General features: G+C 67.3%; 26 protein-coding genes. 13 read left to right on the top strand and 13 right to left on the bottom strand.

The window, feature by feature from the left end:
* Window positions 1-165 precede the first annotated feature (165 nt).
* The gene (locus IPP91_14415; protein ID MBL0143258.1) at window positions 166-1,116 is read left to right on the top strand and encodes a LysR family transcriptional regulator; all 951 of its coding nucleotides are present in this window, start codon (window positions 166-168) and stop codon (window positions 1,114-1,116) included.
* Here IPP91_14415 and IPP91_14420 read toward each other — a convergent pair.
* A complete protein-coding gene (locus IPP91_14420; GenBank protein MBL0143259.1) occupies window positions 1,113-2,513 on the bottom strand; it encodes an aldehyde dehydrogenase family protein in 1,401 nt (466 codons plus the stop codon). The genes IPP91_14415 and IPP91_14420 overlap by 4 nt on opposite strands.
* Window positions 2,514-2,602: 89 nt before the next feature.
* Complete coding sequence (locus IPP91_14425) at window positions 2,603-3,496, bottom strand: NAD(P)-dependent oxidoreductase (GenBank protein MBL0143260.1); 894 nt, start codon at window positions 3,494-3,496, stop codon at window positions 2,603-2,605.
* Between the two features lie 111 nt (window positions 3,497-3,607).
* Between IPP91_14425 and IPP91_14430 the strand changes: the two genes are divergently transcribed.
* Complete coding sequence (locus IPP91_14430; GenBank protein MBL0143261.1) at window positions 3,608-5,212, top strand: thiamine pyrophosphate-binding protein; 1,605 nt, start codon at window positions 3,608-3,610, stop codon at window positions 5,210-5,212.
* Between the two features lie 41 nt (window positions 5,213-5,253).
* Here IPP91_14430 and IPP91_14435 read toward each other — a convergent pair whose 3' ends face one another.
* From IPP91_14435 to hda, 8 genes are all read right to left on the bottom strand, one after another.
* Entirely contained in the window at window positions 5,254-5,637 is a 384-nt protein-coding gene (locus IPP91_14435) for an aspartate 1-decarboxylase (protein ID MBL0143262.1), read from the bottom strand.
* Window positions 5,638-5,729: 92 nt separating this feature from the next.
* Complete coding sequence (locus IPP91_14440) at window positions 5,730-6,560, bottom strand: pantoate--beta-alanine ligase (GenBank protein ID MBL0143263.1); 831 nt, start codon at window positions 6,558-6,560, stop codon at window positions 5,730-5,732.
* A gap of 95 nt (window positions 6,561-6,655) precedes the next feature.
* Window positions 6,656-7,447, bottom strand: a complete 792-nt coding sequence (gene panB / locus IPP91_14445; GenBank protein MBL0143264.1) for a 3-methyl-2-oxobutanoate hydroxymethyltransferase — start codon at window positions 7,445-7,447, stop codon at window positions 6,656-6,658.
* Between the two features lie 90 nt (window positions 7,448-7,537).
* Entirely contained in the window at window positions 7,538-8,167 is a 630-nt protein-coding gene (locus IPP91_14450) for a deoxynucleoside kinase (protein MBL0143265.1), read from the bottom strand.
* Window positions 8,164-8,658: a 2-amino-4-hydroxy-6-hydroxymethyldihydropteridine diphosphokinase gene (folK, locus tag IPP91_14455; protein MBL0143266.1), complete on the bottom strand. Its 495-nt coding sequence runs from the start codon at window positions 8,656-8,658 to the stop codon at window positions 8,164-8,166. Before folK ends, IPP91_14450 begins: the two co-directional genes overlap by 4 nt.
* Window positions 8,655-10,043, bottom strand: a complete 1,389-nt coding sequence (pcnB, locus tag IPP91_14460; protein ID MBL0143267.1) for a polynucleotide adenylyltransferase PcnB — start codon at window positions 10,041-10,043, stop codon at window positions 8,655-8,657. The genes folK and pcnB overlap by 4 nt, the downstream gene beginning before the upstream one ends.
* Window positions 10,040-10,702 (bottom strand): HAD family hydrolase, encoded by a 663-nt coding sequence (locus IPP91_14465; protein MBL0143268.1) that lies wholly within the window; start codon window positions 10,700-10,702, stop codon window positions 10,040-10,042. The genes pcnB and IPP91_14465 overlap by 4 nt, the downstream gene beginning before the upstream one ends.
* A complete protein-coding gene (gene hda / locus IPP91_14470) occupies window positions 10,699-11,346 on the bottom strand; it encodes a DnaA regulatory inactivator Hda (GenBank protein ID MBL0143269.1) in 648 nt (215 codons plus the stop codon). Before hda ends, IPP91_14465 begins: the two co-directional genes overlap by 4 nt.
* Window positions 11,347-11,522: 176 nt before the next feature.
* On the opposite strand from hda, the gene nadA reads away from it, so the two are divergent.
* From nadA to IPP91_14525, 11 genes are all read left to right on the top strand, one after another.
* Window positions 11,523-12,608, top strand: a complete 1,086-nt coding sequence (gene nadA, locus IPP91_14475; GenBank protein MBL0143270.1) for a quinolinate synthase NadA — start codon at window positions 11,523-11,525, stop codon at window positions 12,606-12,608.
* A 31-nt stretch (window positions 12,609-12,639) separates the two neighbouring features.
* A complete protein-coding gene (locus IPP91_14480; protein ID MBL0143271.1) occupies window positions 12,640-13,326 on the top strand; it encodes a TonB family protein in 687 nt (228 codons plus the stop codon).
* Between the two features lie 104 nt (window positions 13,327-13,430).
* Window positions 13,431-14,471, top strand: coding sequence for a phosphoribosylformylglycinamidine cyclo-ligase (gene purM / locus IPP91_14485; protein ID MBL0143272.1), 1,041 nt, complete (start codon window positions 13,431-13,433; stop codon window positions 14,469-14,471).
* A gap of 215 nt (window positions 14,472-14,686) precedes the next feature.
* Entirely contained in the window at window positions 14,687-15,328 is a 642-nt protein-coding gene (locus IPP91_14490) for a phosphoribosylglycinamide formyltransferase (GenBank protein MBL0143273.1), read from the top strand.
* Complete coding sequence (locus IPP91_14495; protein ID MBL0143274.1) at window positions 15,325-16,017, top strand: DUF3108 domain-containing protein; 693 nt, start codon at window positions 15,325-15,327, stop codon at window positions 16,015-16,017. The genes IPP91_14490 and IPP91_14495 overlap by 4 nt, the downstream gene beginning before the upstream one ends.
* Window positions 16,018-16,019: 2 nt before the next feature.
* A complete protein-coding gene (locus IPP91_14500; GenBank protein MBL0143275.1) occupies window positions 16,020-17,057 on the top strand; it encodes a DUF3108 domain-containing protein in 1,038 nt (345 codons plus the stop codon).
* Window positions 17,057-18,322: an RsmB/NOP family class I SAM-dependent RNA methyltransferase gene (locus IPP91_14505; protein MBL0143276.1), complete on the top strand. Its 1,266-nt coding sequence runs from the start codon at window positions 17,057-17,059 to the stop codon at window positions 18,320-18,322. Before IPP91_14500 ends, IPP91_14505 begins: the two co-directional genes overlap by 1 nt.
* Window positions 18,319-18,879 (top strand): phospholipase D family protein, encoded by a 561-nt coding sequence (locus IPP91_14510; protein MBL0143277.1) that lies wholly within the window; start codon window positions 18,319-18,321, stop codon window positions 18,877-18,879. The genes IPP91_14505 and IPP91_14510 overlap by 4 nt, the downstream gene beginning before the upstream one ends.
* A gap of 7 nt (window positions 18,880-18,886) precedes the next feature.
* The gene (locus IPP91_14515; GenBank protein ID MBL0143278.1) at window positions 18,887-20,164 is read left to right on the top strand and encodes a mechanosensitive ion channel; all 1,278 of its coding nucleotides are present in this window, start codon (window positions 18,887-18,889) and stop codon (window positions 20,162-20,164) included.
* Between the two features lie 124 nt (window positions 20,165-20,288).
* Window positions 20,289-21,467 carry a fatty acid desaturase gene (locus tag IPP91_14520; GenBank protein ID MBL0143279.1) on the top strand — a complete coding sequence of 393 codons (1,179 nt, stop codon included), beginning with the start codon at window positions 20,289-20,291 and terminating at the stop codon, window positions 21,465-21,467.
* A gap of 12 nt (window positions 21,468-21,479) precedes the next feature.
* Window positions 21,480-22,937 carry a DUF2867 domain-containing protein gene (locus IPP91_14525; GenBank protein MBL0143280.1) on the top strand — a complete coding sequence of 486 codons (1,458 nt, stop codon included), beginning with the start codon at window positions 21,480-21,482 and terminating at the stop codon, window positions 22,935-22,937.
* Window positions 22,938-22,998: 61 nt separating this feature from the next.
* On the opposite strand, the gene rpmG is transcribed toward IPP91_14525, so the two are convergent.
* From rpmG to radC, 3 genes are all read right to left on the bottom strand, one after another.
* On the bottom strand, window positions 22,999-23,154 hold the full coding sequence (gene rpmG / locus IPP91_14530) for a 50S ribosomal protein L33 (protein ID MBL0143281.1): 156 nt from the start codon (window positions 23,152-23,154) through the stop codon (window positions 22,999-23,001).
* A gap of 10 nt (window positions 23,155-23,164) precedes the next feature.
* Entirely contained in the window at window positions 23,165-23,401 is a 237-nt protein-coding gene (gene rpmB / locus IPP91_14535) for a 50S ribosomal protein L28 (GenBank protein ID MBL0143282.1), read from the bottom strand.
* Window positions 23,402-23,503: 102 nt separating this feature from the next.
* Window positions 23,504-24,178: a DNA repair protein RadC gene (gene radC / locus IPP91_14540; protein ID MBL0143283.1), complete on the bottom strand. Its 675-nt coding sequence runs from the start codon at window positions 24,176-24,178 to the stop codon at window positions 23,504-23,506.
* Between the last annotated feature and the right edge of the window lie 7 nt (window positions 24,179-24,185).

Genomic DNA, 24,185 nt, shown 5'->3' on the forward strand with positions numbered 1-24,185 from the left:
GGCCGGACGGGACCCACCGCGCTTCGGTCATGTAGGGCAGCTCACCCCGGCAGGGCCATGGGCGCCGGAAGCGCTCTCCCGGCATGTTCGAGCCAATCATTGCACCCTGCCAGAGTCGAGTCCAATATCCATTCCGCGCCCCAGTCATTCGAATTGCCTATAAGCATGGACATCCGCCAGCTGCGCTATTTCGTCGCCGTCGCCGAGGAGCTCAACTTCAGCCAGGCCGCGCGGCGGCTGCACATGAGCCAGCCTCCCCTGAGCCAGCAGATCAAGGCGGTCGAGGACGAACTCGGAACGGTATTGCTCGAGAGGAACCGGCGCAGGGTCCGGCTCACGGAGCCGGGGCGACTCTTCCTCGTCCAGGCCCGCTCCATCCTCGCGCAGCTCGACGGCGCGGGCGACGAAGTCAGGCGCGCGGCCCGGGGCGAGGCCGGCGAGATCCGGGTGGCGTTCACCGGCTCCGTTCCCATGTTCGAGCCGTTCCCGCGCTTCATCCAGGCGTTTCGTGAAAAGTTTCCGGGCGTTCGCGTGGAGATGGGGCACATGTCCTCCGGCGCGCAGCTTCAGGCGATCGCGGACCGCCGCATCGACGTGGGCTTCCTCCGGCCATCGCACCAGTTCGCCCCCGGTCCGGACATCGAGGTGCGAACCATCTGGGAGGACGAGCTGATGGCAGTGCTGCCGTCCGCACACCGTCTGGCCCGCGCGCGCGGCGGCGTGAGGGTCGCGGATCTCGCCGATGAACCGTTCATCCTCTTCCCGCGCGGGATCGGCTGCGGCCTCTACGATCACGTGATGGGGCTGTGCAGCCAGGCAGGGTTCGCCCCGCGCCTGGCGCAGGAGGCCCGCGAAGGCGTGACGATCCTCGCGCTGATCGCGGCGGGCACGGGGATATCGATCCTTCCGGACACCTACCGCAATGCGAACATTCCCGGCGTGGTCCATCGACCGCTCGCCACCAGGGAATCGAAGAGCCGGTTGCTCCTCGCGTGGCGCGCCAGCGACAAGACACCGCTGCTCGGTCGCTTCCTTGCGATGGCCGACGCGTGGCCGGGGTTCGCGTCTGCGTCGCGGACCGCAACCCCCCGCCGGAAGAAGCCAGTCGCGGCCTAGAGGTTGAACAGGACCAGCCGTTCCTCGGTCATGTCGCGGATCGCGTAGCGCGGGCCCTCGCGGCCGATGCCGCTGGACTTGATTCCCCCGTAGGCGAGCTGGTCGGTGCGCCAGGTGGAAGTGCCGTTCACGATGAGCCCGCCGACGCGCAGCGACCGGATGGCGTCGAACGCCACCTGGATCGATTTCGTGAAGATCCCGCAGTGCAGCCCGTACTGGTCCGCGCTGATGCTCTCGAAGAGCGGCCCCAGCTCGCGATAGCGCTGCACGGTGACGACGGGACCGAAGACCTCCTCGCAGACCACGCGCATCGAGCGTTGCACGTCGACGAGGACGGTGGGTTCGTATTGCGCGCCGCGTCGACCGCCGCCGGTGAGGATGCGGGCGCCTTGCGAGACGGCCTCGACCACCCAGCGCTCGACCCTCGTCGCCGCCGCCTCGTCGATCAGGGTGCCGACGTCCGTGGCCGGATCGAGCGGATCGCCGACGCGAAGCGTGTTCACCTCGGCCACGAGGCGCTCGACGAATGCGTCGTACACGCTTTCGTGGACAACCGCGTTCTGCACGGAAATGCAGCTCTGGCCGGCAAGGCGCATGGAGTTGCGCGCGCAAAGCGTCGCTGCCTCCAACACGTCCGCATCCGAGTGCACGATCGTCGTGCCGTTCCCGCCCAGTTCGAGGGCCACGCGCCGAAGCCCGCTGGCCGCCTTGATCTCGGCGCCCACCCGGCTCGACCCGGTGAAGGACACGAAATCCACGCGCGGGTCGCGCACCAGCGCCGGCCCCACCGTGTTGCCGTACAGCAGGTTCACGAACCCGGACGGCGTTCCTGCATCCACGAATATTTCCACGAGCTTCTCCACCGTCCCGGGGGACTGCGGTGGTGCCTTGAGAACGATGGCGTTTCCGGCCGCGATGGCCGGCGCGATCTTGTGGCAGGCGAGATTGAACGGCGCGTTGAACGGCGTGATCCCGGCCACCACGCCGACGGGGAAACGCAGCAGGAAGGCGAACTTGCCCGCTCCCATCGCGGTGCCGTCCAGCGGGACCTGCTCGCCTTCGATCCGGATCGCCTCCTCGGCGGAGAGCAGGATCGTGTCCTGGGACCGCGTAACCTCTGCGCGCGCGTCCTTGATGGCCTTCCCGGTCTCGCGCGTCATGATCTCGGCGATTCCATCCGCACGCTCGACGAGGAGCGCCGCGACCTTGCGCAGCAAGGCTGCGCGCTGGTAGCCGGGCATCGCCGCCACGACGGCCCTGGCGGCGACCGCGGCGGTCAACGCATCGTCCAGATCCTGGAGCGAGGATTCGGGAACCCGCGCGATCCGCTCCTTGCGAAAGGGGTCGATGACATCGACCTCGGTCATGCCGGTGCGCCACTCGCCGCCGATCCTCATGCGCAGGCGCGGCGCGTCTCGTGTCGGCCCCTGCCCGCCTGCCTTAGTCGATTCGGTCATGGATTCCCCCTGGAAGCCGGCGCAAGCGCCTAGGCCAGCCCCCGTTGTGCCGCCTTGCGCAGCGCCTCCAGGATCGCCCCGCGGTCCTCCGGCACCTTGCCGCCGAACGCGTCCTTCAGCTTCGCGTCTCCCGTTCGCTGCTGGCGCTCGATGGTGCCGCGTGTCATGAGCGGCTCGACCCCCATGTCCTCGAGCGTCTTCGCGACCTCGCGCATTTCCGCCGCGCGCCGGATGCCGTGGCTCGCCATGCGCTCGAGGTTGTAGTCCGCGATCCTCGCCCAGTCGAGCGTGGGAAAGGTTTGGGTGAGGGAGGCGATCAGCCGGTCCTCGACGCCGCCCGCCCGCGCGGCAAGGAAGCACTCCTGCGTGAGCGCCTCGAGCCCCTTGATCATGACACTTCGCACCATCTTCATCGCGATTGCCGAGCCGACTTCAGCGCCGGCCTCCTCGACGCTCATCGCGCAGCGACGCAGGAGCGGAAGCACTTCCGCCGCGGCCGGCCCGGATACGAGCATCGGAGTCTTGTGGCGCAGCGGCAGCACCGGCGCCATGACGGCCACGTCCACGAATCGCGCCCGGTCGCCGACGATCCGGGCCGCCTCGCGCTTGCGCTGCGGCGACACGGAGTTGACGTCGAGGTAGAACTGGCCCGGCGAGAGTCCTTCGCACGCCGACGCGGCGGCATCGAGATTCGAGGAAGCGGTCACGGCCGAGATCACGACGTCAGCCTCGCGAAGGGCATCGACGCAGTTCACGGCCTGGCGCACGCCCAGCCGCGCCGCCGCCACCCGCAACGCCGAGCCGCGATTCTCGTCGGGGAAAAGGATGTCCCATGCGGCGATCCGCGTCACGTCTTCGCGTCGCAAACCCTCGGCGAGAGCCTGGCCGGCCTCGCCGAATCCTATGAGCGCAAATGCGGGCAATTTATTTTCGTTCATGCCGACCAATGATACATTCCGGTGAGTCCTGCGAAATCCCGTGCGCCATCCTGAGCTCCGGAAGGCGAACACGGAACCCCCACGAGGAACGCGCCGATGAACGTCTCCGAGCTGATCGTCCGCTACCTGCAGGCCCTGGGCGTGCGTCATGTGTTCGGCTACCCCGGCGACCCTTCCGTCGAGGTGCTCGAGGCGTGCCGGCGCGCGGATCTTGCCTTCGTCCTGGGCCGGCGCGAGGGAACCGCGGGGCTCATGGCCGAAGCGACCGGGATGCTCACCGGCGTGCCGGGCGTGTGCCTTTCAACCCTCGGCCCGGGATCGACCAACCTCGTCAACGCGGTCGCCAACGCCTGGCTCGACCGCGTGCCGATGCTCGCCTTCTCCGGCCAGATCGAGAGCAGGCGCGAGCCGTTCTTCACGCACCAGGTGATCAACCAGGAGCGCCTGTTCGCCCCCGTGTGCAAGTGGGCGACGACGATCCAGCCGCACACCGCTGCCACGATCATGCGCAAGGCCGTGCGCACGGCCATGGCCGAGCGGCCCGGCCCCGTGCACATGACGCTTGCCGCGGACGTGGTCGGGGCGGAGGCGACCGACGCCGAGATCCGGCTGCCGCCCCTCGAAGCACGGGAGTTCCCGCTCGCCTTCGCCGCCGAGGCGGCCGCCGCCGATGTTTCGGCGAGGATACGCATCGCACGTCGCCCGGTGATCCTTGCCGGCATCGCGGCCGTTCGCGGCAATGCCTGCGCGAGCCTGGCGCGCCTGGCCGAGTCGCTAGGCTGCCCCGTCGTGGTCGCGCCGATGGCCAAGGGCGTCCTCGCCGAGGACCATCCGCTCTACGCGGGAACGCTGGACATGGCGTGCCAGGCGTTCATGTGGAAGTTCCTCTCCGGCTGCGACCTCATCATTGCCGCCGGCTTCGATGCCGTGGAGCTCATCAAGCCCTGGAGCCTCGAGGTCCCCACGATTCATGTGGACGCCACGCCGAACACCGACCAGATCTACCCGGCCGAGCTCGAGCTGGTCGGCCCGATCGCGGCAATCCTCGATGCGCTGGCCGCTTCCTGCGGCGGATCGCCGCGATGGACGGATGCCGAGGTCCGCGCGCACCGCGATGCCCTGGTGGCGAAATACTACGAGGGCCGCGTCTCCGGCCGGCTCAATCCCACGGACGTGATCGACGTCGTGCGCCGGGCGTCACCCCGGGAAGCGATCGCCACCGCGGACGTGGGCTCGCACAAGCTGCTCGTGGGACAGGGCTGGGCGACCTACGGGCCGCGCTCCACGCTCATGACGAACGGCCTGTCCTCGATGGGCTTTTCCCTTCCCGCGGCGATCGCGGCGAAGCTCGTCCACCCGAAACGGCCGGTGGTGTGCTTCACGGGCGATGGCGGGCTCGCCATGGTGCAGGGCGAGCTTCGGCTCGCCTCGAGCCTCGCAATCGATCCGCTGGTGATCGTCTTCTGCGACAACAGCCTGAACCGCATCGAACTCAAGCAGGCCCAGCGCAAGTACCCGAGCTGGGGAACGCTGATCGATTCAACCGACATCGAGAAGCTCGCGCAGTCCATGGGCTGCGAGGGAGCGAACGTGGATTCGGCCGCGGCGCTGGAGCGCGTGCTGTCGCAACCGCGGCCTTCCGATCGGCCCCTCGTCCTGGGTGTGCACATCGATCCGGCGCAGTACCTGGCGCAATTCTGAGTCGCCCGCACGGTCGGCGGCTTCCCGGGTCCTTTTCCTGCTCAGGCCGCCTTCTGCACCGGGATCGCCTCGCGCCTGTCCTTGATGGCGTTGTTGGCATCCACGTAAACGAGATCGGGGTGGTACTTCGCGATCTCCGCTTCCGTGTAGGTCGCGTAGGAGGCGATGATCAGCAGGTCGCCGCGCCGCGCCTTGTGCGCCGCTGCGCCATTTACCGAGATGGCTCCGGAGCCGCGCTGCGCCGAAATCGCATAGGTGGAGAAGCGCTCGCCGTTGTTCACGTTGTAGATCTCGATCTGCTGGTACTGCCTGATGTCGGCCGCGTCCAGGAGATCCTGATCGATGGCGCAGGAGCCCTCGTAATGAAGCTCGGACGCCGTGCAGGTGACACGGTGCAGCTTCGACTTGAGCATGGTGCGTTGCATGTTTCCGTCTCCGAAAGTACGACTGGCCTTGAGTCTATCGAGTCTTTTTAGAGGAAGGACTCGAAACTTCGGCACAGCCCCAGGTTTGTCGGCTACGCGCGGATCTCGACGTTGTCGATCAGCCGGGTCTTGCCCAGCCACGCCGCCCCGAGAACCACCAGATCGCGGTCCCGGGGGTCCGGAAATGCCAATCCGGACTGATTCCGCACTGCAACATAATCCACTTTCCATCCGGATTTCGTCAAGTCATTGATTGCGAAAGAGCAAAGTGCATCAAAATCGTGCCGGCCGCTTTCCACGAGATCCTTGATCCGCCGGAGATTGCGGTTGAGGCGCACCGCTTCGGTGCGTTCCTCAGAGGAGAGATAGCTGTTCCTCGAGGACATCGCGAGGCCGTCGGGTTCGCGCTTCGTCTCCACCCCGACGATCGCGACGGGGAAGTTCAACTGCCTCGCCAGGGCCCGGATCACGAACAATTGCTGGTAGTCCTTGCGCCCGAAGACGGCTGTGTGCGGTGCAACAATATTGAACAGTTTCGCCACGACCGTCATCACGCCCTGGAAATGGCCCGGACGGAAGTCGCCGCACAGTTGCTCCGCGGATTTGGGGGGCAAAATCAGTATCTCCTGAGCGTGCGGATAGAGTTCCCTGTCGTCCGGCGCGAACACCACGTGGCATCCGGCCTTCTCGAGCATTTCGCAATCGCGCCCGATCGTGCGCGGATAGCGGTCGAAGTCCCCGCCGGGCTCGAACTGCAGGCGGTTGACGAAGATGGACGCGACAATGCACTGGCCGTGCTTCTTCGCCTCCTCGACCAGCGCGATGTGCCCCGCGTGAAGATTGCCCATCGTCGGCACGAGGACGATCGACGCTTCGCCTTCGACTCGCTTTCTCAACTCGGGCACGGTATGGATCAGTTCCACGCCGCTTCCTCGCTCAATGAATCGCCGCGGTCATCCGTGTTCATCCGTGGACATCCGTGTTCATCCGTGTTCCACGCTTTACGCTCGCATCACGCTCAGAAGCAGTGCTCCGGCCCCGGGAAAGTCTTCGCCTTCACCGCCTTCACGTAGGCCGCGATCGCCGCCTTCACCGAAGGCGCCCCCTCCATGAAGTTCTTCACGAAGCGGGCCTTGCGTCCCGGGTAGATGTCCAGCATGTCGTAGACCACCAGCACCTGCCCCGACACGTCCGGGCCCGCCCCGATGCCGATCGTGGGGACCGTGAGCGAATCGGTGACGCGCTTGGCGACCAGCGCGGGCATGGCCTCCATCAGGACGATCGCGGCCCCCGCGGCTTCCAGCGCCTTCGCATCCGCTATCAGGTGTCCGGCAGTATCGTCGTCGCGGCCCTGCACCCGGTATCCGCCCAGCGTATGCACCGACTGCGGCGTGAGCCCGATGTGCGCGCAGACGGGGATGCCGCGCTCCACGAGGAAACGGGTCGTCTCGACCATCGTGGCGCCGCCCTCCAGCTTCACCATCTGGGCGCCGGCTGCCATCAGGCGCGCAGCATGGCGGAAGGCCTGCTCCTTCGATTCCTGGAAGCTGCCGAAGGGCATGTCCGCGAGAATGAGCGCGTTGGCGCTGCCCCGGGCGACGGCGCGGACGTGGTACTCCGTCTCCTGCATCGTCACCGGAAGCGTCGAATCGTGCCCCTGGATCACCATGCCCAGCGAATCGCCGATGAGGAGGATATCGACGCCGGCGGCGTCGGAGATCGCCGCGAAACTCGCGTCGTAGCAGGTGAGCATGACGAGCTTCTCGCCGCCTCGCGCGCGTTCCTGGAGCTTCGGTATGGTCACTCTCATGGAAATGGGAACCGGCCGAGTGGGACGAGCATTCTGCCACGGTTTCGCTGCAATGCAGCATGGCCTGAAAAAGGGGACAGACCCCCTTTTTCAGGCGCGGTTGAAGAACTCCCGCCCGCCGCGGATCGACTGCACCCTTTCGATCAGCAGGTCCAGGTGCTCCGGCACGTCCACGAAGTTGAGCCGCTCGCTGTTCACGATGAGGAGCGCACTGTCGCCGTAGTTGTAGAAGTAGCGCGTGTAGGTATCCGAGATGGCGCGCAGGTAGTCGTCCGAGATGCCCGCCTCGATCGGGTTGCCGCGGCGCCGCAACCGCTCCAGCAGCGTCTCGACTTTCGCCTGCAGGTAGATGACCAGGTCCGGTGTCGGCGCCTGCGGCTTCACGTGGTCGAAGATGCGCGAATACAGGCCGAACTCGTTGTCATCCAGCGTGAGGCGGGCGAATAGCGGGTCCTTCTGCAGGGCGAAATCCGCCACCGTGGGCTTGCCGAAGAGGTCGGGCTGGCGCAGCCCCTCGAGCTGGCGCAGGCGCTGGAAGAGGAAGAAAAGCTGGGTGGAGAGCGCGTGCCGCCGCATGTCGCGGTAGAAGAGCGGCAGGAAGGGATTCGACTCCGGCTCCTCCAGGATCACGCTCGCGTTCAGCCGCTTGGCGAGCAGCTTCGCGAGGCTGGTCTTGCCGCAGCCGATGGGCCCTTCGACCACGATGAAGCGGTGTTTCATGGCGTGTCCGGCAGCCTTTCGATGGCCTGGTCGGAAATCCCGTCGCGGAAGGCACAGGCCGGGCCGCGTCCCGGAATGATCGCATCGGGCCACACGTCCAGCAACGGCGCCAGCACGAAAGCGCGCTCGTGGGCACGCGGATGCGGGAGCGTGAGGCCGTGCTCGTGCAGCGTAAGGTCGCCATAGAGAACGATGTCGAGGTCGAGCGTGCGCGGGCCGTTGGGCACGTCGCGCACGCGGCCGTGGCGGCGCTCGATGGCGAGGAGGCTTTCGAGCAGCTCGCGGGGCGCGAGCGCCGTCTCCACCAGCGCGCAGGCGTTGATGAACGCCGGTTGGTCCCGATAGCCCACGGGTGCCGTTCGATAGAGGGCGGAGCGCGCGAGCAGCCGCGTGGAGGGCAGCGCCCCCACCTCGTCGAACGCCAGGCGAACGCGCGCCTGCGGGCCGTCGAGGTTGGAACCGAGCGCGATGACGGCGCGCGTCGCGGTCATTCGTCCGCGCCCGGCGCCACTTCCTCGGGAGAGCCGCCGTCGGCGGCACGGCGCTTGCCGCCCCGTCGGCGGCGCTTTTTCTTCGGGCCCTCGTCGGCGTGCAGCATGCGATCACGCTCGTCGCCGGAAGCATCCTGAAACTGCGCCCACCACTCGGCCGTCTCCAGCGGCGCATTGCCCGCCTGGGCGCGCAACTCGAAGAAATCGTAGGCGGCTCGGAATCGCGGGTGCTCCAGCAGCCGGAAGGGGCGCGTGCCGCCGCGCTGGGGAAAGCGCGGCTGCAGCAGCCACAGTTCCTTCATGGTGGCGTCGAACCGGCGCGGGATGGCCAGCGATTCGCGCTGCGCATCCAGCGCGTCGTGCATCGCCGAATGCAGGGAAGGCGTCGAGGGCTGGCCCTTCTCCTCGAGCTCGTGCCAGCGCCGTTCCACCCGTCCCCATAGCAGCGCCGCCAGGAGGAATGCAGGCGAGACGGGCCTGTCGTCGCGAAGCCGGTCGTCGGTCGCCTTGAGCGCGGCCATGGCGAAGGGGCCCGTGGCAGGGTCCTCCAGCGCATCGTCCAGGAGCGGCAGCAACCCATGGTGCAGGTCCAGGTCGCGAAGCCGCTGCACGCAGGCCACCGCGTTTCCGGAGAGCAGCATCTTCAGGATCTCCTCGAAGAGACGCGCCTGCGGCACGTTCTCGAGAAGGTGCTTCAGGGCGGGGATGGCGGCCGCGGTCCTCGCTTCGATCGTGAGGCCGAGCTTGGCGGAAAGGCGCGCGGCGCGCAGCATCCTCACCGGATCCTCGCGGTAGCGCGTGGCCGGGTCGCCGATCATCACCAGCTTCCTGGCGATCAGGTCCTTCACGCCGTTCTGGTAGTCCCAGACCTCCTCCTTCACCGGGTCGTAGAAGAGCGCGTTCACCGTGAAGTCGCGGCGCACGGCATCCTCGGCCTGGGAGCCGAAGACGTTGTCGGAGAGGACGCGCCCATGCACGTCCTGCTTGTCCTTCTCGTCGTCCGACTCGGGGTCCTTGGTGGTGAAGTGCGCGCGATACGTGGAGACCTCCACGGTTTCCGCGCCCCACATGACGTGCACGATCTGGAAGCGCCGCCCGATGATGCGGGAGCGACGGAAGAGGGAACGCACCTCGTCCGGGTGGGCGCTGGTGGCCACGTCGAAGTCCTTGGGCTGCATGCCGAGCAGGACATCGCGCACGGCGCCTCCGACGATGAACGCCGTGTGTCCCGCGCGCTGCAGCTCCTCGCAGGTCTTTCTCGCCCCGCGGCTGATGTGCTCCTTGCGGATGTGGTGCTTGTCGGGGCCGTAGATGACGGGGCCGGACTCGTGCGTGGCCGGCCTGGCGCCGCGGCCGAAGACCCGGGAGATGAATTTCTTGATCATGCGCGCAACCTCAGGATGGGCCAGCCGCGGTCGCGGGCATGGCTTTCGAGCGTGGGATCGGGGTCGACCGCCACCGGCTTCGATACCATCTCGAGGAGCGGCAGGTCGTTGTGCGAATCGCTGTAAAACCAAGTCTCGCCGAAATCCTCGAAGCGCCGGCCCAGCGTCGCCAGCCATTCGTGCAGCCGCGTGATTTTGCCCTCGCGGAAGGAGGGCGTTCCAGTCGGGCGGCCCGTGAGGCGGCCGTCGGGCGTTTCCTCCACCTCGCACGCGATGAGGTGCTCCACGCCGAGCTCCCTGGCGATGGGCTCCGTGATGAAGCGGTTGGTGGCCGTCACGATGGCCTTCAGGGCGTCGCCATGGGAGGCGAGAAGCGCCGGCGTCCCCGCGTGGATGATGGGCCGGATCTTCGCCTCCATGAACCCGCGGTGCCACTCGTCGATCACCTCTCGCGGGCGCCCGGCGATCGGGGCGAGCTGGAAGTCGAGGTAGTTGTGGATGTCGAGCGTGCCCTGCTTGTAGTGATGGTAGAACCAGTCGTTCTTGCGCTCGTACACCTCGCGCTCGAGGATGCCGCGCTCGATGAGGTACTGGGCCCAGCAATAGTCGCTGTCGCCGTCGAGGAGCGTGTTGTCCAGGTCAAAGAGCGCGAGCTTCACGTGAGTTCGGGTTGCAGCGCCGCCTTCAGGAGCGGCACGGTGATGGGGCGCCCGGTCTCGAGGGAGAACCTGTCGAGGGCGTCGAGGGCCTGGATCAGCGAGGGCATGTCGCGCCGCGCGTGGGTGAGGAGGTAGGACGCCACTTCCTCGGAAAGCCCGAATCCCCTCGCCCGGGCGTGCGCCGCGAGCGCGGCACGCTTTTCCTCGTCGGTAAGCGCGAGCACCCGGTAGGTGAGGCCGGTGGCGAGCCGCGTGGCGAGGTCGCGGCGCAGCGCCACGTCCTTGGGGGCGGCGTGGGCGGAGACGGCGATGAGATCGAAGGCGCGCTCGTTGAAGGCGTTGAATAGCGCCACCTGCCGCGATTCGCCCAGCCGCTCGACGTCGTCCAGCACGAGGACGCCGCCCGACTCCGTGCCAAGGTAATCCTCGCCGCGAAGGTACCGGGCGCCCGCGCGTCTTTCCGCGAAGGCCTGCAGCAGGTGGGTCTTGCCGGCACCCGTCTCGCCCCACAGGTAGAACACGCGCTCCGGAATGCCGGCCAGCGCGGTGCGAACGGCCGCCAGCGGCTCGGCATTGCGGCCGGGAACGAAGTTCTCGAAGGTGGGCGCGGGGGCTTGGGTGAAATCGAGGAGCAGCTGCCTCATCGGGACTCCCCTGGGCCGGCGCCGCGACGCAGGGTTGCGTCGCCCGGCTTGGCCCGGGCGCGCCCCGCGGAGGGCCGGCGGAACGCTTTGATTGCGAAGCGGATTCTATCACGCGCCCGGCGCGGACCACGAACGATTTCCCTATGGCAGAATCGAATGGTTACCGGAGAATCCGAATGGCCGTCGCTGCCCCCATCCAGATCCGTTTCGAGCGCTTCGATGGCGCCTTGGGCATTGCGCCCGCCCAGCCCCCGCGCGAGGTCACGCCGGAGGAAAAGCCCGCCCTCATCCGGCGGATCAGGGAGCGCCTGAACGCCCTCGATGCGGTGCTGGTCGCGCACTATTACGTCCACCCGGACCTGCAGGACCTCGCGCAGGAGTCGGGCGGCACCGTTTCGGATTCGCTCGAGATGGCGCGCTTCGGTCATGCGCACCCGGGCAAGACCATCGTGGTCGCCGGAGTGCGTTTCATGGGCGAGACGGCCAAGATCCTCAATCCGGAAAAGCGCGTCCTCATGCCGGATCTCGCGGCCGAATGCTCTCTGGATCTCGCGTGTCCCGCGGACGACTTCACGAAATTCTGCGACGCGAACCCCGACCGTGTCGTGGTGGTCTATGCCAACACCAGCGCCGCGGTGAAGGCGCGGGCCGACTGGATGGTCACCTCCTCCATCGCCGAGAAGATCGTGGCGCACCTGCATGCCCAGGGGAAGAAGGTCCTGTTCGCCCCGGACAAGCACCTGGGCGATTACATCCGGCGGGTGACAGGCGCGGACATGCTGCTGTGGAACGCCTCCTGCGTCGTACACGAGGAATTCAAGGCGCAGCAGCTCGAGGAGCTGAAGCTGAAACATCCGGGCGCCAAGATTCTCGTGCACCCGGAATCGCCGGCCAGCGTGATCGCGATGGCCGATTGCGTGGGCTCGACCACCGGCATCATCCAGGCGGCGCAGCGGCTGGGCGCGAAGGAGTACATCGTGGCCACGGACGGCGGCATCATCCACCAGATGAGGAAGCGCCTGCCGGGCGTCACCTTCATCGAGGCGCCCACCGCCGGCAAGGGCGCCACCTGCCAGAGCTGCGCGCACTGCCCATGGATGGCGATGAACGGCCTGCACAACCTGCTGGACGTGCTCGAGACGGGGAAGAACGAGATCCACGTCGATCCCGCGCTCGGCAAGCGCGCCAGCGTGTCCATCCAGCGCATGCTCGATTTCGCGAAGCTCCACCTTCCCGCCCTGAAGGGCAGCGGCGATGCGTGAGCCAACGGCCCCGGCGAGACGAGAAATTCCGATGCCGCGACTGATGACCGCGCTGCTCGTGGCTGGAGCTCCCTTCCTGCCTCTTGCCGCAGCGGAGCAGGCACCCGAAGTCCCGCTATACGTCGAGGGCAGAATGCTGATCCTGGTGTCGCCCACCTATCCCACCGACGAACTGGCGAAGGGACACGGCGCGACGGTGGACGTCTCCGGGACGATCGGCACCGATGGGCTCCTGAAGAATGTGCGCATCGAGGCGAGCCCGGCGGGAGAAGCATTCGAGGCTGCGGTCATGGACGTGGTGCCGCTCTGGCGGCTGCAGCCGCGCATCGCCTCGCCGGGCTGCGGCGCGGCCGACACCGAGGGCCACGTCACGATCTGGTTCGAGATCGCCGACGGAAAGCCGAAGGTGAGCTACGGAACGCGCCCGCCGGCCGGGGCCGTCGCGCCCGGGATCTTCACCGACCGCAAGCCTGTCCACATGGTCGCCCCGCTCTATCCGAAGAAGCTCGCGGCGGATCCGAAGACACCGAAGGCGATCCTGCAGGTGGCCTATGTGGCCGTCGGCGACGATGGAAGCGTCACCGGCGTGACCGTCGCCCCCATGCTCTATTACCGGGAGTTCGAGCCGCTGCTCTGGGCAGCCATCCGGCAATGGAAATACGCACCGCAGGACCGCCCCTGGTGCGGCGAGGTGCGCCTCCAGATGGGCCTCGACTGAAGAGGGACCCGTCCCCCTGAACGTCGCCCCGCGGAGCCGCGCTCAAGGGTATGTCCCTCAATTCCGGTAGAATTTCGGTCTGAATTCCCTCCGGAAGCGCCGCCGTGACCGCTGCCCCGACCCCCCTGACCTACCGAGATTCCGGCGTCGACATCGACGCGGGCGACGAACTGGTCGAACGCATCAAGCCGTTTGCCAGGCGCACGATGCGCCCGGAAGTCCTGGGCGGACTCGGCGGCTTCGGCGCCCTGGTCGAGGTTTCGAAGAAGTTCAAGAACCCGGTGATGGTCTCCGGCACGGATGGCGTGGGCACCAAGCTCAAGCTCGCCTTCCGCATGAAGAAGCACGACACCATCGGCATCGACCTGGTCGCCATGAGCGTGAACGACATCCTCGTCACCGGCGCCGAACCGATCTTCTTCCTCGACTACTTCGCCTGCGGACAATTGCGCGTGGACGTGGCCGCCAGCGTCGTGAAGGGCATTGCCGACGGCTGCGTGCAGGCCGGGTGCGCACTCATCGGCGGCGAGACGGCCGAGATGCCGGGCCTCTACGACCCGAACGAATACGACCTTGCCGGCTTCGCGGTGGGCCTCGTGGAGAAGGACCGCATCATCGATGGCAGCACCATCGTCCCAGGCGACACCGTCGTGGGCCTCGCCTCCAGCGGCGCGCACTCCAACGGCTATTCGCTGGTGAGGAAGATCCTCGCCGTCACGGGCACGGAGCTGGACGAGCCCTTCGACGGCCGCACCATCGGAGAGGCGCTCCTCGAACCCACGCGCATCTACGTGAAGCCGGTGCTTGCCGTGATCGAGAAGCTGCCGGTCAAGGGCGTGGCGCACATCACCGGCGGCGGGCTCACGGAGAACGTGCCGCGCATGCTTCCCGCGAACACCGCCGCGCGCCTCGACAAATCGCGCTGGCCTCGCCCCGCCGTCTTCGCCTGGCTGCAGGAGCAGGGCAACGTCCCCGAGGCCGAGATGCACCGCACGTTCAACTGCGGCATCGGCATGGTTCTGGTGGTGGCCAAGGAGCACGCAAAGGCCGCCATCGCCACGCTAGGCATCCACGGCGTGCCGGCGTGGGAAGTGGGCAGCATCGTCGCGCGCACCGGCGAGGAGCCGCAGGCCGCAGTCGTTTGAGGCAGAGGATCGGGTCAGGAAAATAGAAATTGTGGGTGCGTTTTTTTTATTTTCGGCCAGGTTGATTTGCGTCGGACATCTCGGCTCGAAGCCATGTCGAGGCGTCACCGGCATCGAAGTAGGTGGCACGTTCATCTGGCCGAAAATAAAAAAAACACACCCACAATTTCTATTTTCCTGACCCGATCCCAGCCACGCCTTCCGCCCCCGCGCCCATGAAATCAGCCGTCATCCTCATCTCCGGCCGCGGCAGCAACATGCAGGCCCTGGTCGAGGCGCAGCCCGGGCTCGACTTTCGCGCGGTGATCTCCAACCGCCCGGCCGCCGCGGGCATCGGGTGGGCTGCGGCGCGGGGAATCGAGACGCGCGTCGTGGACCACAAAGCCTACGCGTCCCGCGAAGCTTTCGATGCCGCGCTGGCGCAGGTGGTTGACGCGTTTGCTCCGGATTACCTGTTTCTCGCGGGCTTCATGCGCATCCTCACCGCCGGGTTCATCAACCGCTATCCGCGCAGCATCCTGAACATCCATCCCTCGCTCCTGCCCCTGTTCCCGGGCCTCGACACCCACCGACGCGCGATCGAGGCCGGGGTGAAGCTGCACGGCGCGACGGTGCACTTCGTCACGCCGGCGCTCGACCACGGGCCGATCCTGGTGCAGGCAGCGGTGCCGGTGCTGGACGCCGATACGCCGGAGGCGCTGGCCGGTCGGGTGCTGGCCCAGGAGCACCGCATCTACCCGCAGGCGGCCCGGTGGCTCGCCCAGGGGCGCGTGGAATTCCGGGATGCGGATGTCGTCCAGGTGCGTGGTTCGGGCGTTAGTACGGATTGGGCCATCGCCCCCCGGGATCCTTCATGAAAGCCGTCGCCGCCCTGCTCGCCAGTTGCCTCGCACTACCCACGCTCGCCATCCCGACACAGATCGAGGCGGAATACCGGATCTCGGCCGGCGGCATGCCTATCGCGCGCGTGGTTGAAACCTATGTACGCAAGGGCGACACCTATCGCATCGAAAGCACGACGCGCGCCGAGGGCGTGCTGAAGCTCTTCCGCGACGAAACCGTCGTCGTGACCAGCGAGGGGCGATTCGGGCCCGCAGGACTGGTGCCGCTGCGCTTCGAGCAGCAGCGCTCCGGGGACCGCAGCCGCGATATCCGTGCCGCCTTCGACTGGGAAAAGTCCGTGCTCCGCTCCGCCTATCGAGGCGAGGAGACGACGCATGCGCTCCCGCCCGGCACCCAGGATCGCCTGTCGATCATGTACCAGTTCATGAACGTGACGCGCAGCGGAACGGAAGTGCACATGCACATGTCCAACGGGCGGAAGGTGGAGTCCTATTCGTATCGCCTGATGGACGAGCCGCGGCTCAGCACGCCGGCGGGCGAATTCGCCACCTTGCACTACGAGCGCGTCACGGAGAGCGCCCGGGAAGCGCGAGCACAGCTCTGGCTTGCCAGCGAGCGCTTCAATCTTGCCGTGCGCGTTGTCTTCGAGGACGCCAACGGCCTCAAGCTCGACCAGACGCTCGTGAACCTCACGACCCGCTAGCCATGGACCTGCTTCGCCCCATCGCCCCCTCCTATCGCGCTGCCGCCCTGGCGATCGTGGCGTCGGTGGCGTTGCACGGCACGGCGATCGTGGGCTATCGCGCGTCGGAGGGGGACGACGTGACCCTGGACGCCCCCGCCTATACCGCAACGCTGGCACCGGGCGACGCCGGCGCCACGGTCGTCCCTGCACCGGCGCCCGGTGGCGGGCATGCACGCAAGGCGCGCGCGCGCCCGAAGAAATCCGAGCCGCGTCCCGGGGAGGCGCTGGCCTTCCTGCCAGCGGCAATTGATACGCCCGACCTGCCAGACCCCATGGGCGAATCGCCGCCCCTGCCCGAGATGCTGGCCCTCGCCCAGCCGCTGGTCCCGATCGCACCGCCGGAGCTGCCCGCCTTCCGACCCGAGGCGTTGCCCGGGGAGGTGACCATCTCGTATGCGCTCACCTCCGCATTCGCCGACGGGCAGGCCGAATACACGTGGAAACGCGACGGCGATCGCTACGAGATCACCGGCACCGCACAAGCCGTGGGCTTCTTTGCCGTGTTCCTGGAGGGGCAGGTTGAACAGTCGACCACCGGCCGCGTGACTCCCGAGGGGCTTCGTCCCGAGCGTTTCACGGAGCGTCTGGGCTCCGGGCCGGAGGAGGGCCTGGCGTTCGACTGGAATGCCAATCAGGTGCAATTCCGGTACGGCGACAACACACGCACGGGCATCCTGACCGACTCGACGGTTGACTGGCTTTCGATGATCTTCCAATTGGCCCAGATGCCACCGAAAGGCGATGCGATGGACATGCGTGTCTTCACCCAGCGCCGCCTCTACCAGTTCCACCTGCAGGTCGTCGGCTTCGAGGAACTGGAACTGCCCCTGGGCCGCGCCAACACGCTGCACTTGCGCCATATCGGGAAGAACCCCGAGGAAACGGTCGATGTCTGGCTGGGCGCGAACCAGTACTATCTTCCCGTGAAGCTTCGCTACCCCGTCGCAAGGAACCGGCTCGTCGTCGAGCAGACCGCCACTTCGGTCAAGGCGCGCTGATGTCCGCCGCCCTTGCGCGCCCGCAACTCGACGCGATCGTGCACGCCCTCGTCGCGGTATTGCCGATGCGAAGTCCCGCCGACGTCGTCCTCAAGCATTATTTCCGCGAACACCGCGCACTGGGCAGCCGCGACCGCGCCCTCGTCGCCGACACCGTGTACTCGGTGCTCCGCCGTCGCCGACTCCTCGAAGCGATGACGCCCAAGGCCTTGCCGCGCGAGCTGGCGCTCGCCTCCCTCGTGAAACTGCAGGGCGTGAGCATCGGCCAGCTCGAACCGCTCCTGAAGGGCGAAGAGCGGGACTGGCTCGTGGCCCTCAAGGCCGTGGACCTCGACACCCTGCCGTTCGAATTGAAGGCGGACCTTCCCGACTGGGTCATCTCGCGTCTTCGCAAGCGTTACTCCGACAGCGAGATCCTCACGCTCGCGCGGAGCCTGCAACATCCGGCACCGCTCGACCTGCGCGTGAACACGCTGAAGGCCCCGCGCGAGGCCGTGCTGGAACGCCTCGAGGCCGACGGCACGCCCGCAATCCCCACGCGCTACTCGCCCCTGGGCGTGCGCCTGAAGGAGAAGGTCGCCCTCAACCGGCACCCGATGTTCCTCGGCGGCGCGGTGGAGGTACAGGACGAAGGCAGCCAGATCCTGGGACTGCTGGTGGAGCCCAAGCGCACCGACATGGTGGTGGACTTCTGCGCAGGCGCCGGCGGCAAGACCCTGCAGCTAGGCGCAGCGATGGCTTCGCACGGGCGCCTCTATGCCTACGACATCTCCGACGCGCGCCTCGCCAATCTCACCCCGCGGCTTCGCCGCTCGGGCCTGTCCAACGTGCATCCGCAGCGCATCACGGGCGAGAACGACACCAAGGTGAAGCGCCTGCGCGGCAAGGTCGACCGCGTCCTCGTGGATGCGCCGTGCACCGGCCTCGGGACGCTTCGCCGCAATCCCGACCTCAAGTCGCGCCAGACGGAAGCCGGGCTCGCGGAGCTGAACGCCAAGCAGTTCGCCATCCTCGAGGCCGCCGCGGGCCTCGTGAGGCCGGGAGGCCGCCTCGTGTACGGAACGTGCAGCCTGCTCGAGGAGGAGAACGAGGCCATCGTCGAGCGGTTCCTCGCCTCGCACGCCGATTTCTCGCTCGTTCCCTGCGCCGAGGTCCTGGCGCGCCAGGGGGTGACGATCCCCGGCTGCGAGCGCTACCTGTGGCTGCTTCCCCATGTCCACGACACGGACGGCTTCTTCGCCGCGGTGATGCAGCGCGCCGCGTGAAGGCGGTCCTCTTTTCCCTGGCCCTGGCCCTCGCGCTTGCCTTCCCGGCCGCCGCGACCGGCCGCGCCTCCGGCCAGGACAAAGCGCCCTGCGCGACGCGGGTCGAGGCGTACTTCACTCCCGGCGACGACGTGGCCCGCGTGATTGCCGAACGCATCGGCAACGCGCGCCAGAGCGTGCAGGTTCTGGCGTACCTCTTCACCAGCCGGCGCATCGCGACGGCGCTGGCGAATGCCGCGAAACGCGGCGTGGAGGTCGACCTCGTCGGTGATGCGAAGCAGCATGAAGCGCGCGGACTGCCCGTGCTGAAGCAGCTCGATCGCGCCGGCGTGCGCATCTGGCTGCACGGCGACCACGCCGCCTTCCACAACAAGGTCGTCCTGATCGACGCGGGCACCCCCGCGAGCGTTATCGTCACCGGAAGCTACAACTTCACGCAGGCCGCGCAGGAGAGGAACGCGGAAAACATCGTGGTCATCACCGGCAGCCCTGCGGCCGCGGCCCGCTACGCGCGCGACTTCTATCGGCATCGGGCCGCTGCCTCGCGGTTACAATGACCGGGTCATGAGCCCGCTCGAATCCACGATTGAAACCCTGGCGGCGCAAGCGGGGTCCGGCAAGGGACTCCTGCAGCTCGCCGTCGTCGCCGTGAGCCTGGGGCTCGGCTGGCTCGTGGGCGGGGCGCTCAGGCGCCGGGTGAACGCGCAGGAATATCGCTGGAAATTCGGCGAGGGCGGCTTCGACCGCGCCGCCTTCCCGCTCGCCGCGCTCGGCTTACTCTGGGGCGCACGATTCTTCGTGCGCAAGCTGATTCCCACCCCCTTCATCGACCTCGCGATCTGGATGCTCGTCGCCTTTGCGGTGATCCGCTTCGCGGTGTACGTATTGCGTCATGTGTTGCCGAAGGGCGCGCTGCTGCGCGGCTCCGAGCGCACGGTCGTCATCGCGATGTGGCTGGGCATCGTCCTGCACGCCACGGGGATCCTGCCTGAGGTCCGGGATGCGCTCGACGCCGTCTCGTTCACGCTGGGCAAGCAGCGGATCTCCCTGTTGCTCGTCCTGCAAGGCGCCGTGTCGGTGGCCGTCACGCTGGCCATCGCGATGTGGCTGGCGAAACTCGTGGAAGGCCGGGTGCTCGCCAACGAGCACCTGGAGATGTCCACGCGGGTGGTCATCTCGAAACTCGTGCAGGCGCTCGCGCTCTTCTCCGCAATCCTCGTCGCGCTACCCCTGGTCGGCATCGACATCACGGCTCTTTCGGTCTTCGGCGGAGCGCTGGGCGTGGGGCTGGGACTGGGCCTGCAGAAGATCGCCAGCAACTACGTGAGCGGCTACATCATCCTGCTCGACCGCTCCGTGCGCATCGGCGACCTGGTCACCGTGGACAACCGGCATGGCGTGGTGAAGTCCATCGAGTCCCGCTGCACGGTGATCCGCAGCCTCGACGGCACCGAGTCGATCATCCCCAACGACACGATGGTCACGCAAAGCGTGACCAACCATTCCTACACCGACCGCAACGTGCTGGTGAAGGTGCCGTTGACGGTGGGCTATGACTCGGACGTGGACCGCGTCTTCGCGATCCTGCACGAAATCGCAAAGGCGCAGCCGCGCGTGCTGGCGGACCCGGCGCCCGGCGCTTCGATCACCGCCCTGGGCGACAATGGCATCGAATTCGTGCTCGGCGTCTGGATCGCCGACCCGGACCAGGGGCTGGCGTCGGTTCGCAGCGACATCCTGAAGGCGGCTCTGGAGAAGTTCCGGGCCGAGGGAATCGAAATACCCTTCCCGCACCGCGATGTGAGGGTCATCGGCACGCCGGCACTCCCGTCGCCCCAATAGAAACAACGGGTTGCAGGCGGCTTGCGAAATTCGCGGTCGCGCATCCCCCCGTATGGGCTAAAATCGCGCCCGACGCAAATCCCGAAAGCCCGCCGCGAGCGGGCCCCCTGAAAGGCGCGACCCCATGTTTCAAGGCCTCCTGAACCTCCCGTGGTGGGGCGACGTACTCGCTCTTCTCGTCCTCACCCAGATCACGATCGCGGGGGTGACGCTGTACCTGCACCGTTGCCAGGCGCACCGGTCGCTCGACCTGCACCCGGTCGTGTGCCATTTCTTCCGGTTCTGGATGTGGCTCACCACCGGCATGGTTACCAAGGAGTGGACGGCGATCCATCGCAAGCACCACGCCAAGTGCGAGACCGCCGAGGACCCGCACAGCCCGCAGGTCTATGGCCTCAATCGCGTCCTCTTTGCCGGCGTCTTCCTTTATGTGGCCGAATCGCGGCATCCGGAGACCATGAGCCGCTACGGCCACGGGACGCCCGACGACTGGATCGAGCGAAATGTCTATACCCCTTACCAGAAATACGGAATCCTGCTCATGGCGGCAACCGACATCGCCCTGTTCGGCGTAGTGCCGGGCCTGCTGATATTCGGCGTCCAGATGGCGTGGATCCCGTTCTGGGCCGCCGGCGTCATCAACGGCATCGGGCACTTCTGGGGCTACCGCAAATTCCAGACGGAAGACGCGAGCACCAACATCGTTCCCGTGGCCGCGTGGATCGGAGGCGAGGAGCTTCACAACAACCACCACGCCTTCCCGACGTCGGCCAAGTTTTCCGTGCAGTGGTACGAGTTCGACCTCGGCTGGCTATACATCCAGACTCTCTCGGCGCTGGGGCTCGCCAAGGCGAAAAAGATCCCGCCCAAGGTAAAGCTCCATCCGGCCAGGTCGGAAGTCGATGCGCAGACGCTGCAGGCGATCGCAATCAACCGCTACGAGGTGCTCGCCAAGTACGCGAAGTCGATGAAGCTCGCCTGGGAGGACGAGGTCGCGAAGCTGCGCGAAAAGCAGCTCTTCGCCGACAACGCCACCGCGAAGCGCCTGCGGCTGTGGGTCACGCGCGGCACCGCGCAGTCCCTGGCCGAGCGCGAGGCCGTCGCGCGCGCGCTCGCCTCCAGCCCCAGGCTCGCCACGCTGTACGCGATGCGCGAGGAACTGGCCAAGACCTGGGAGCGCTCCACGCTTTCCACCGAGCAGCTCGTGCAGCAGCTGCGCGACTGGTGCGACCGCGCCGAGGCGAGCGGCATCGAGACACTGGCGGAATTCTCGCAACGCCTGCGGCGCTACGCCGCGGCCTGACACGACATCGCCATCCTGCCCGACGCGGCGCCGGGCGCCGCACTTGTCTTCGGGGCCAGCGGCTACATCGGAAGCCATCTCGTTCCTGCGCTCGTCGCGCGCGGCGGGCGGGTGCGCGCCGTCTCGCGAAACCTGAAGGTCCTCGAGTCCCGCGGATGGAAAGGCGTCGAACTGCTCGCGGCCGATGCCCTGAAGCCGGAGACGCTCCCCGCTGTCCTCGCGGGCATCGACGTTGCGTACTACCTCGTGCACTCGATGTCGGCGGGCCGTGCCTTCGGCCGCCTGGATCTCGAGGCCGCCGATCATTTCGCGAGGGCGTGCGCGGCGGCCGGCGTGAAACGCATCGTCTATCTCGGCGGACTCGTTCCCGAGGGGGCAGACTCCGAGCACCTTCTTTCCCGGCGTGATACCGGCGAGCGGCTGCGCGCCCATCCCGTGCCCGTCACGGAAATCCGCGCGGGCATCATCGTCGGCCCGGGTTCCGCCGCCTTCGAGGTGATGCGCGACCTGGTCCTGCACCTGCCGGTGATGATCACGCCGCGCTGGGTGCGCGCAAAATCGCCGCCGATCGCCCTGGGTAACCTTCTGCACTACCTGCTGGAGGCGCCCCGTGTCCCGGCGATGGCGGGCGGGACGTACGATGCCGCCGGACCCGAAACGCTCACCTATGAGGCGATGATGCGCGCCATCTGCCGTATCGTCGGCCGGCGCGAGCCGTGGATCCTGCCCGTGCCCGTGCTCACTCCCGAGCTTTCCGCGTACTGGCTGAAATTCGTGACGGCGGTGCCCGCCAACATCGCGCGCGCGCTCATCGGCGGCCTCAAGCATGACTTCACGGCGAACGACGCCGCGATCCGGTCGATGATTCCGCAGCGGCTGCTCGGTTTCGAGGAATCCGTGCGGGCCGCCCTCGAGGCCGAGGCACGACACGCCGTGGCGGCGAGGTGGACCGAAGGCGCGTTCATGTTCCGCGACTACCGTCCCGACTATGCCTACTACGCGAAGCACGCCGGCGGCGAGGCGCGAACGGCGGCGAGTGCGCGTTCCCTCTGGCGCGTGGTCTCGGCCATCGGCGGCGACAATCGCTACTACGCCTATAACTTCCTCTGGACGCTACGCGAGATCGCGGACTGGCTGGTCGGCGGCGTCGCCATGAACCGCGGGCGCCGCGACCCCGACAACGTGCGCGTGGGTGACGTCATCGACTCCTGGCGCGTGATCGGCGTCGAGCCGGACCGGCGCCTCACGCTGGCCTTCGGCATGAAGGGGCCGGGCGCGGGCGTGCTGGAGTTCGAGATCGAGGAGATCGCCTCGGGAGAACGGCGCATCGCGGTCACCGCCTACTGGCACCCCGCGGGCGTCTGGGGTCTCGCGTACTGGTACGCGATGTTCCCGGCGCACCTCGTGCTCTTCGACGCCCTGGTCAGGGAAATCGCGCGACGGGCCACGGTGCCAGGCACGGGTGCCTGACACCACAATGAAAAACCCCGCCGAGGCGGGGTTTCGTCGAAGGCACCGCGGGAATCGAAGGCTACTTGAGCTTCGTTTCCTTGTACGTCACGTGCTTGCGGGCCTTGGGGTCGTATTTCATGATTTCCAGCTTTTCCGGCTTGGTTTTCTTGTTCTTCGTGGTCGTGTAGAAGTGGCCGGTGCCGGCGCTGGACTCGAGCTTGATCTTTTCACGCATGGTGGGCTCCTCAGATCACTTCGCCGCGCGCGCGCAGCTCGGCCAGCACCACGTCGATGCCCTTCTTGTCGATGGTGCGAAGGCCGGCGTTCGTGAGCCGCAGCTTGATGTAGCGGTTCTCGCTCTCGACCCAGAGCTTCCGGTACTGCAGGTTGGGCAGGTAGCGGCGCTTGGTCTTGTTGTTGGCATGGGACACGTGGTTGCCCACGATGGGCCCCTTGCCGGTGATTTGGCAGACTCGAGACATGCGATTTCTCCGATCCATCGCCCAGGCGAAAAGCCGAGGCGGAAAGCCGAAGATTATAGCCTAGGGTGGCCCGCCTCTTCAACCTGATTCCATTGGGTTTTCTCAGAGCAGCCCCCGCTCGGCAAACGACAGGCATGCCCCCGGCGCGACGATGAAGTGATCCAGGACCTTCACGTCAACGAGGGCCAGGGACTCCGCCAAGGATCGTGTAAGTGCTTGATCCTGAATGGAAGGTTCAGCGACGCCCGATGGGTGATTGTGGGCCAGGATCACTCCCGCCGCATTGTGGGCGAGCGCTTGCTTTACGACCTCCCGAGGGTACACGCTGGTCTGGGTGAGGGTTCCCCGGAAGAGCTCTTCGGCAGCGATGACCCGGTTCTGGGCATCGAGGAAAACCGCCCAGAAAACCTCATGGCCGAGGTGCTGCATGCGAAGGCGAAGGTAGCCGCGCACCGCCATTGGGGAAGCCAGGCTGTCGCGGGCCTGCATTTCCTCGAGCAGCGATCGTCGGGCGAGTTCGAGAGCCGCTGCAAAAAGCGCCGCCCGGGCCGGCCCCACGCCGGCAACGGCGGCCACCTCCGGCACCGGGGCGGCAAGCAGCCGCGACAGGCGCCCGAAGCGAGCGAGCAGCTCGCGTGCGATCTCGACCACGGGCCGTCCCGCCACCCCCGTGCGCAGCATGAGGGCGACGAGTTCGGCGTCGGACAGGCAAGCCGCGCCGTGGGCGGCGAGGCGTTCGCGGGGGCGCCCGGCGGCGGGCCATGGGGCAGAGGTCATGGGTCGT

Source organism: Betaproteobacteria bacterium, from assembly GCA_016720855.1.
In the GTDB taxonomy this organism is placed as follows: Bacteria; Pseudomonadota; Gammaproteobacteria; order Burkholderiales; family Usitatibacteraceae; genus FEB-7.